Here is a 10,613-nt window from a genome sequence, read left to right as displayed (position 1 = left end):
CACTCTTTGCCATGCAGACCTGGTTTATTCATTAGTTGATAGAGAACAATCTCTTGAGATGAATACGTTATTATCTCTATTTTTTAAACCAAATAATAAAATAGGTATAAAAATAAGCGGAGATGTTTATTTTGAAAGGAAACGCTATAAAATATCCAGATTATTAAATTATTCATACGAAGTAAGCGGCAATAGATATAATTTAAGCAATGGAGATAAAGTAATTTATAATGGAGATGACTTCCCAGTAGATATAGACATTCCTGGATTCCCAATTAATAAAAAAGATTTGTTTTATAAAATAGATAAGATCGATGAAATAGGATATTTATTTAGTACTGTTTACTCACCTATTTTTATATGCAGTAACAATCTGTAGCTAAGGAATAACTATTAATTCTTTTGCCAATATTGGGTTTTTATATCATGAAGACGTTGATAGTATACAAGTGCCAGTACACTTTTCAAGGGTTGGTTTCAATATTAAATTTGGATGGATGCTATTATGATGTTATTCATTATTCACGTATTAAATTAGATAGGAAGATTGATTTTTCAAAATACGATAAGTTAATTATTGAAGGCTGTGAGAATCAGATGTTGCACTTATTGAATGAGGGTTCTTACAAGTTTAATGGTATTTTATATTATTTTTTACCACAAGATAAGATATGTTCTTTTTTACACCATACCTATGGTAAAAAAAATGTAATTATATCTAAAAAATCGACTTTAAATGAAATAAAAAAAACGTTTAATGCGAAAGGTAAAGTTTTTTATACTTCAAATAAAAAACTCAGAACTATCTGTGATGGATTTACAAAACTATCAAAAAGACAGTCTGAAATACTACTTTTGTTTATTAATGGATTAAATGCAACACAGATAGCTGAGCATTTATGTGTGAGCATTAAGACAGTTAGTGGTCACAAAAGGGTTTTGATGAATAGTCTTGGTTTATCTAATAACGTTGAATTCAATCTCTTACTTGCCAAGTATGCTTACGAATGAGTGCATGGGTTATGTTAAACTTGATGGTGTTAGTATAAATAACGTGTTTAACTGCCAGATCCACGACTTATTTTGGCCGACTGATTCATCCAGGTTTTATCTCTGGTTTATTATGTCCTGTCTTTAAATCACATATTTAATTTCACCTCACGTGTTTCATGGAAAACAAATAAAAACAATGCGATAAATCAATGATTTATGCCGCATTGTTTTGCTTTTCTATTTTCTTGATATTTTTATCCACAAAAGTATGTACTCTTAGTCGTAAATTCTAGATACGTGAGAGATATAGATATCTGATGATTGGTTATCGATATAACAAATCGAACGTATTTTTTAACTGCAATATCTCTTCATAAGATCAAATACAAATGTATAATTTATTTGCATCAGGGGTGATGATGCAAATACTACTACCACGATTAGAAAAATAACTCGGTACAGTTATGAAGTGACTAAGTCAGGGTTATACATAGGGCTAATTATAGAATATTTATTAAATTGAATTTAGGGTGAGTGAAGATTAATAATACTAATAGTTATCAACTCTTTCCCCTAAAAAAATCTGATTACATAATTATTTTTTTGCCTGTGATGTGTATACGTAGTTGTTTTTTTTGCGATAAGTCAGCAATAGTAATGATTAAGGAACATAAGTATGAAAGATATCTGTCCTTCTATTGAATGCATCACCGTAATGCCAGCCGCAGTGAACGCATTAGCTGATGGTAATGCACGAGTAAAATTTACTGCATTCTACGATGATGGATTAAATTTAATCAGCACCCCAACACCTGAAATAGTTGTAAATTGGATGGTTGATTTAAATGGTGGAACATTGTCATCCAATACTACTAGAACAAATATTTACGGTGAAACGGATATTACTCTACAGAGTGTAACTGCAGGATTAGCTACAGTTACAGCAACATTAAATAGCAACCCAAAAATATTTGGCAGCGCTAATGTAATATTTAATTCATTTGAACAAAATAATTTTCTCAAATTGGTGGCTATACCTCAGGATTCAGCTCCGGGAGATATGGTCGAGTTAAACTGCTATGTTCAGAATGATGGTGATGAGCCAATAGATAATATTGATATCATCTGGTCTACAACTGACGGATTTCTCACTATCAACGAAGGAAAAACCAATGCTATCGGTATGGCGCGCAATAGCTTAATGCACACTAACTATGGTGGTGTAGGTGTCACAGTAAATATAAAAAATACTGACATATCAGCGTTAATACTTATTCGTTATTTTAATGCACATATTTTCCCTGAGGTTTTAGTTCCTAATGCTATTGATGATGGCATTTTAGATGAATATGATATTGCACAGGGCGTACAAGCAATGATCCGTCCTTATTTGAATGCTCAACCGGGTGATCTGATAAGATTTTATTGGGGAAATAGTTCGCTGAGTCGTTTCTATGATGGTTCAAATCTTCCTTGGATTATTGATGTAAGTAATAGTTTTAATCCACTGGATGTTTTGTCAGATGGTATTTATATTATTCGCTATGAAATTCATGATATTTTTAACAATATATCCTATTCGGCACCTAAGACAATAGAAGTTATTGGTGGATACAGGGTTTTACCCACATTACCCAGACCACAGCTAGCAAATATTATTGGTGATACGATTAATTTAGATATGGCTATCGAGGGTGTTTTAATTATTATCCCCACATCCCCTTTTGAAATAAAACCGGGAGACACCTATATTGTTGAACTTAAAGTATCAACATTGGCAGGAGAGTCAATTGGGCTACCCATAGAAATAAATAAGGGAACGATTATAAACAATAACCAGGAAGTAATTTATACAATACCATTATCAAAACTTGAAGGTTTTGATAATGTGAAAGGAGAGTTCTATTATAAAATAATTAAACCAGGCATTATCCACGCATTGTTATCACATTCAACTGACGTGTTTATTGATACAGTACCACCTCATTTGAACAGTTAACATATACTTTATTTCTGAACAGCCTTTATAAAAGGATATTCTAAATGAGTCTAACTGCCCCTAATTTACCACAAATGAAAGATGGCGTAATATCAGGTGACTCCCTTAACTCTGGCGATGGTGTGTTAATCTCTATTCCTCGGTATGTTGATGAGCAAAATGGAGATTTTATACGTGTACGATGGAATAATCGTGCGGTAAAGGAAGTATTGGTTGGATTATCTTCGGGGGAACTCCCTCTTCTTGTTCATATACCTAAAGATCTTGCACCTGATGGGATTAATATTGCTGATTATAGTGTGACTGACTTATCGGGTAATTTATCCTTAGCTCCAGAAGTTCGAGTATTTATCGCTCGTGATGATACAGGAACTTTAGACGCACCGGTTTTTATAAATAAAAATACCGCGAACGTTATCACTGAATTGAGTGTGATAGAAAATAATGGTTCAGATATTTATATTGGAAAAAATGCGGAGATTGTGGCTGGCGATGAAGTTGAAATTATATTTAATGGCTCTGTAAATAATCAGTTGATCCCAGAGTCACAATTTATTGTGACGGAAATAGTGAGTTCTGTAACAGAGATCACAGGGATAACTATAAAGGTTCCAGCCCCCTATATTTTCAGTATCGGTAATGGTAATGCAACAGCTTTTTATCGTGTAAAAAAAGCCAATTCGTCAGTTGTAAAACTATCGCATACTGCATATGTCAATATAGCAGTTACCGCTAGTACCTTACCGCCACCGGTGTATATTGACATCAACGATGGTTGGTTAACTCAGGATGTAATGATTGATGGCATAGCTGTACAGGTTAATCTAACCGATTCAATATCAGTTAATGATACGTTAACACTAAAATGGGATGGTTATAATCAATTAGGTGGCCACTTATCTGCTACTGTAGGTCAATTACAACATACTGTAACTGCAGAGGATATTAGTGCTCAGACGATCATTTTTATCATTGACTATAGCATTGCACAACTAATTAATATTGGGCGAATTGACTGTTATTATGATGTAAGAAATCAAAATGATAGTTATTTACGTTCAACATTAGCTATAGCTAATATTGATAATGTACATGGAATCCTACCCGCCCCCATCTTCCCTTATGCTGTAAACAATATTATCTCCAGCGACAGCATTAATGTCCATAACGGTTCAACGATTCGTGCCAGTTATGCTGGTTTAGCCATTGGGGATATGGTTGTCTTTACACTTGATGGTATAGATCAAAATGGTAATAGGGTGCCAGAGGCTAGTTTTTCGGCAACATTAGATGTGACTGGTGCCAATGTCATCCAGAATTATATTGAGGCATTAATTCCGGCAGAAATATTGTTATCTGTCGGCAATAACGGAAAAATCATTGCATCTTATCGTACAACTTATATGTCTACTTCTGGTGGCATAGCAAACTCTCCAACCACTGAGGTAACTATGAATATTGTACCTTCTGCAACCGGCCTTTCTCTCATGATGACTACCGGGGCTGCGATGTATGAACCACAAACGATTAATGTCAGGCCACTCAATCGCGGTGTGCTTTTAGGGCAACCGGGAGTACGAGTGACTGTATCAGTGGATGGTGGCGCGTTGTTCTATGAAAATAATAGTAGCGTGTATACCTTGGTATTAAACGAATATGGGTTTGGCTATTTTGGCATTTATTCATCCCGCATTGGCGGTGTCAGCGTTAATGCTTATGAACCAGACCATCCAGAAATTAGCATAACTAAGAGTATATCTTTTGGGCCTTATCGAGTGGGTAACGGAAAAATTTTAGCGGTAAACAATACAACCGGTGCTCCGAATAATAACACAACCCCCAATTCTTATTATTTGAAAACTGAAGCGCAAAGTGGCAGGGTCGCAATAACTATGGTGCAGGTTAGCGTTTCAGGTAGCGCTCGCATTATCGGTTATAACGGACAAACTGCCACAATTCTCCTTAATGATGACCATTCAGCCACTGTCGATATAGCGAACAGTGTTGCAGAAGCAGTGCGTGTATCTCTTTCCTTACCTGAAGCCTCTGGTTCATATATAGAAGAGAATATTATTTTCCTGCCCTTGACCACATTAAGAGATGAAGAGTGATTTCCTTATAAACTATTTTAAGTAAATATGGATGGAATAAAATATCGAATAGCTTAAAAGTTCGTTATTGAAATGGCTGAATAACGTTGGATATTCAATATGAAAACAACTATCTTAATAGCTAATGGAACGAAGAACATTACTGATAACCGTTGCTTTATTTGGATTTTCATTCCTCATCAGGTATTCCATTTGTTATTCCATAAATAAGTGAAGTGTCTTTTATAAGGTCTGATATATATGAATATTAAAAGAGATGATGAAATTTCTGCGTTGGATTATAAACTATCCATTACCGCAGAGTCTGGTGCCAGTGCTAACGGGATAGATAAGAATAGCGCCACTGCTACGCTATCGCGTGATGGGGAACTTCTTATTGGAGAAAATCTTTTATTTATTATCACTGGTCATGCCAAGTTTACGGATGGAACACAGGTATTGTCAGCTCAAACAAATGTGACTGGCCGTTATACCGCTTATTTCACTAACACCGTTGAGGAAAGTGTAACTATTACCGTTATTCTTAATAAAGATGCCAGCGTAATGGATCAAGCTATTTCTGTTTTTGGTCACACTGCTCAGCAATATCCTGCCCCTTCTTTGCGTGAAGCTAATTTGGGGCAAATCAACCCTGATAGTATTAGTACGGGTACGGTACACGTTGATATTTCTCCATATGAGAATATGAAAGATGGCGATGTCATTGTTTTGAATTGGATGGGGATATTGGCGGATGGTAATTCAGGGCCGGTAACTCGTCCCTCACATATCGTGACATTATCCGACGTTGGCAATATGATCTCTTTTTCTGTCAATGTAACTAACTATTTAGTGCCATATAACAATGGTGGTGTTTTAACGCTTGGATACTCCGTCAATAATATCAACTCTTTGACCACTGATGTGGTTGTTGGCAATAGTGTTGGCGATATTCTTCCTCCTCCTATTATTGAGGAAGCAATCGACGGTATTCTGGATCTTGATGAAATTGATGAGGTGGTGACACTGACAGTGCCTGTTTATCCTGAGATGGCGACCGGTGATCTGCTGACGTATTTCTGGAAAGGTATTAAGGCTGATGGTACTCCTGGTGTGATATTACATGACGGTTTGCACGTTCCGGCCAGTATGGTTGGCCGACAGATCTCATTCACCCTTTATTCCGCCAGCGCTGTTGTACCTTATGACAATGGTCAGGTCGAAGTGTGGTATCAGGTTGAAACGAATAATAGCGAAAGAACATCTTTGCATCAAACCTACTCAGTAGGAGAACCATTGGGTCTGCCAGCCCCTATTGTGATCGAGGCTGTTGAAGGTGATATTGACCCTGCGAATATTATTGATTATGCCCATATTCATATTCGCTATCCTGAGCTTCATGGCGGTGATGTGCTACAGGCTTTATGGCAAGGTTATGACAAAGAGGGGAATGCTGGGAGCTTATATAAACCCGCTCTGCATGTAGTCACCAATAGTGAAGCAGCGTTGGGGTATGTGGAAGCCCGAATTCCTCGCACCCAGATAACCACTTATCTGGATGGTCGAGCCTTGGTGAGCTATGAATTGACCCGCTACAGTGGCACGTCGACGATAACCTCTGATATTACAATTTATAATATTCGTTCGCAGGTTTCATCGGGTGATCTGTGGGTTGTCGGCGGGAGAACGCCCGTTGCTTATGATTTTGGCCCTGGTCAACAAGCACTGGCGGCTTTGAATAAATCAACACGCGGCTATTTAAATGCACGCTGGCAATATGAAGGTGAGAACAGCAGTATTGAGGGGGAGCGATTTACGGATATTTCCCCAGAGAAAACATTAATTGTTTCAGTGGGTAACCAGATAGAGCGCTTGCGTCCGGCTAATGTTATCGGTACGGCGCATGAGACCTATAGCTATAACGCTATCACCGCCCGCTTAGACGATCATAGTGTGGTTGCATGGGGGTACAGTGGCGCTGGCGGTACAGTTCCTGGTGCAATAAGTACATTACGAGATATTGTCAGTGTGAATGCGACCTGGAAAGCATTTGCCGCTATCCGACAGGATAAGAGTGTAGTCGCTTGGGGAGAATCTGGTTACGGTGGGGTAGTGAGTAGTGCTGTTGCTTCTTTACGCGATATTACTGCACTGGCTGCAACAGGGGCGGCGTTTGCGGTGCTGCGTGCTGATGGCAGTATCGCTGCCTGGGGCAATACTTCACAAGGGGGTAATGCCTCGAGTGTTAGTCAGCTAAGAAATGCGATTAAGCTCGCATCTACCCGATATGCCTTTGCTGCTCTGACTTCTGATGGCAGTGTCGTCGCCTGGGGGGATGTAAATTATGGCGGAAGCGTTCCCGGGGCGATCAATGTGCTACGTGATATTACCCGCCTGAATTCAACACATGCAGCATTTGCCGCTTTACGTCTGGATGGCAGTGTAGTGACTTGGGGATACAGCAGTTATGGTGGCAACTCCAGTGCTGTTAGTCATTTAAGGGATATCACGCATATTCAGGGAACACAATCAGCATTTGCGGCTTTGCGTCAGGATGGCAGTGTAGCAGCCTGGGGGGACACGAATTATGGTGGTAGTGTTCCGGCAGCAATAAGCTCACTGCGAGATATCGTTTGCCTGGCTTCAACAAGATATGCCTTTGCTGCATTACGTACTGATGGCAGCGTTGTCGCCTGGGGATACGGGCCATATGGTGCTTCTGTTCCTGAAACGATAAGAAATCTACGCGATATCATTAGCTTAAGTGCAACTGCCTATGCATTCTGCGGATTAAGAGCTGACGGCAGTGTGGTTGCATGGGGATATGCTAACTATGGTGGTGATTACAGCAAAGTTACTGGTTTACGTGATATTCGCTCTGTCACCAGTAGTGCAACCTCATTTTCAGCCTTAGGCAATGATGGCACTGTGAGTGTATGGGGGGCGGCACCGAGCGGAACACAAAGTAATGTTCCTACAGGAGTTGCGGGCCATATTTCTTATGCTCAACCGTTGCAGAAAAAAATCATTAGTTAATTACAGACTCATTGGTGCTTACGAACGGATTAATATTAATCACTATTAGTATGCAAATTTATATTGTATTGATTATCCCTCTGGAGGTAGATATTAAATAATAAATAAAAAGTAGTTAAAAATGATATAAAACAGTATTGAAAAACTTTCTGATGTTATTTGAAGTTATCACTATTTAAATACATTACTTAATTGTAAGGGGCTGGCTTTATCTGTGGATAATGACTCGTCCCTTAATAAAGGAATTAAACTATTATGACTAAGAAAAATTCACGGGCTGCATCTTTAAGCGCATTATCATTCTCGCCAGCAACAGCACCAGCAGATGATACAACACTGATCAATTTAAGCATCAACTATACCGATGAGGAAGGTTCGCCGGTGGCTGATATGGAAGTATCATGGGCAGTTTCGGGGGCGGGGGCCACATTAGGTAGTGCTACCACTTCCACTGACGAAAATGGTTTAGCCATTAATACGCTGAAAAGTTCTGCCGCAGGTGATGTGACAGTGACTGCAAGTGCAGAAGATGCCGAGCCGGTAACTTCTGATATCATTCCATTTACTGAGCCAGTAGTGCCGCCACAAGGTGATTATAATTTACTGTTGATTGCAAACAACAATCATCCCAGTATTGTTAACTCCTCAGTATTGTTAACCTTAACTGTAACGGATGAGTTGGGGGCTGTGGTTGCGGGTGTCCCGGTCGACTGGAGCATAGAGCCGTTAAGAGGCCATACAATTGTCGCTGACGTTACAGAAACTGATGACAATGGCCAGGCAACGGCCATACTAAGTAATGGAGATTCAGTTAATGGTCGTGTGACTGTTACTGCAGAGGCTGCTGGTAATACGGCTGACACTATTATCTATTACTATGATCCCGCCATTGCCGTTCCTTATGTGAGTAACTCTGATAATGATGTTATCGATCAATACGATTTGGCAAATGGCATCCAGGCGATGATTGTCCCGCCATTTGATGTTGCTCCAGGTTGGGTGTTCGATTTCTATTGGGAAACAAATCACCTTAACCGTTTTTATATGGGTAATAACTTCCCTTGGATTATCGACGTATCAAATGCTATGCCAGTATCGCAAACATTATCTGATGGCCTCTATCATGTATTCTATAGCATCACTGATCTTGCCGGAAATACCACATATTCACCGGCGCGCGTTATTACGGTCAAAGCGGGAGTGAATACTGCGCCAACTTTATTGCGTCCTTTAATTACAAATTTGGTAGGTAATACTATCAATTATGAAATGGCGTATTATGAAGGCGTGAAAATGTTTATTCCTACTAGTGCTGGGAATGACATGATGATTAATGACACCTATGAGTTACATCTAAAACTGACGGAAATGGATGGTACTTTAAAAACTGATTTGCTTATTAAGTCAGGTACTGTTACAGCAGAAAATTTAGATCCAGAGGGAGATATGGGGATTGCTATCGAGATCGAGTGGCCAGTACTCGAGGGGATCGATAATGCTCGAGGATCGTTCTATTATTCCACTCACCGTCCAGGTGATGGGCAAGAGCGCGTCTCTGTTGTAACAGGTGTGTTTGTTGATACAGTAGCACCACATCTGATCTAATATGTTAGGGCCTTACTCGGTAAGGCCCTATTAGATTACAAAAAATAAATTAGTAAAAACCAATCATTATCTGTTCAACAAAGCCAATTGATCTATTGGCTTTTTTATTATCCAAATTACTAATAAAACGAAAATAAAAATTGATAAAAAACAAGTTGTTTTGTTTTTTGCGTTGCTTACATTGCAAAATTAAAAAAATTCACGAAAGACTATTGACAGCCACAAATTTTAGATAATATAAAGATATTTTATATCGTAAGTAATAAGGTAAATAAATATATGATTTATGTCATAAATGATGAAGTATTGTTCGATGAAGAAAAGTCCACACTCTATTTAAACGATTATTGTGATGACGTAATTATCATATCTAACCCAGCCAGACGACTATTGCTTCTTTTGATTGAATATCATGGTCAAACAGTCACGAGAGAAAAGATTTTTTTTAAAGTATGGGAAGAATTTGGTTTAACTGCCAATAACAACAACCTAAATCAATGTGTCAGTAGATTACGAAAAAGTTTTAATGATATAGGCCTGGTTGGTAATTTTATTATTACTGTCCCTAAGGTCGGATTTATGATGAGTCACACCCTTAAAATACAACCTTTATCAAATGAAAACAAAACAATAAATGATTTTTTTATGATTATGGAATGTGAAAGTAATAGCGCCACATCTCTTTTGCCAATAGAACAGTCTGCCGGTCGAGCTATGTTTTTTACATTGGTTAAAAAAAAACACTAAAAAAAGAGTTGAGTTTATATATTTAATATTGTTGATTTTTGTTTTGACCTTTGTTTTTTACTCCTATTCAGGCAGTGACTTTATTCAAAGTATTATCTTAAATATAGGAAAAAGTGATAATAAGGTGATTGATGGTACTACTA

Annotated in this window: 7 protein-coding genes; all 7 read left to right on the top strand. The window is 38.2% G+C overall.

The genetic code is table 11. The annotated features are described in order from the left end of the window. Positions 1–379 (top strand): hypothetical protein (locus FTB31_RS18845; RefSeq protein ID WP_227731696.1); only part of this gene is annotated, 379 nt, incomplete at its 5' end. A gap of 47 nt (positions 380–426) precedes the next feature. Then, the gene (locus FTB31_RS18840) at positions 427–1,011 is read left to right on the top strand and encodes a LuxR C-terminal-related transcriptional regulator (RefSeq protein WP_050075947.1); all 585 of its coding nucleotides are present in this window, start codon (positions 427–429) and stop codon (positions 1,009–1,011) included. Positions 1,012–1,669: 658 nt separating this feature from the next. Beyond that, the gene (locus FTB31_RS18835) at positions 1,670–2,992 is read left to right on the top strand and encodes an Ig-like domain-containing protein (RefSeq protein ID WP_050075948.1); all 1,323 of its coding nucleotides are present in this window, start codon (positions 1,670–1,672) and stop codon (positions 2,990–2,992) included. A gap of 44 nt (positions 2,993–3,036) precedes the next feature. After that, positions 3,037–5,103, top strand: coding sequence for a hypothetical protein (locus tag FTB31_RS18830; RefSeq protein ID WP_077174218.1), 2,067 nt, complete (start codon positions 3,037–3,039; stop codon positions 5,101–5,103). Positions 5,104–5,343: 240 nt separating this feature from the next. Next, entirely contained in the window at positions 5,344–8,118 is a 2,775-nt protein-coding gene (locus tag FTB31_RS18825) for a hypothetical protein (protein ID WP_050075950.1), read from the top strand. 255 nt (positions 8,119–8,373) lie between these two features. After that, positions 8,374–9,723: an Ig-like domain-containing protein gene (locus tag FTB31_RS18820; protein WP_050075952.1), complete on the top strand. Its 1,350-nt coding sequence runs from the start codon at positions 8,374–8,376 to the stop codon at positions 9,721–9,723. A gap of 279 nt (positions 9,724–10,002) precedes the next feature. Continuing rightward, positions 10,003–10,470, top strand: a complete 468-nt coding sequence (locus FTB31_RS18815; RefSeq protein WP_077174217.1) for a winged helix-turn-helix domain-containing protein — start codon at positions 10,003–10,005, stop codon at positions 10,468–10,470. Positions 10,471–10,613: the final 143 nt, after the last annotated feature.

The organism is Yersinia proxima, assembly GCF_902170785.1.
Lineage (GTDB): Bacteria > Pseudomonadota > Gammaproteobacteria > Enterobacterales > Enterobacteriaceae > Yersinia > Yersinia proxima.
The sequence above is the reverse complement of the archived record's forward strand: the minus strand, read 5'-3'. Positions and strand labels throughout refer to the sequence as shown.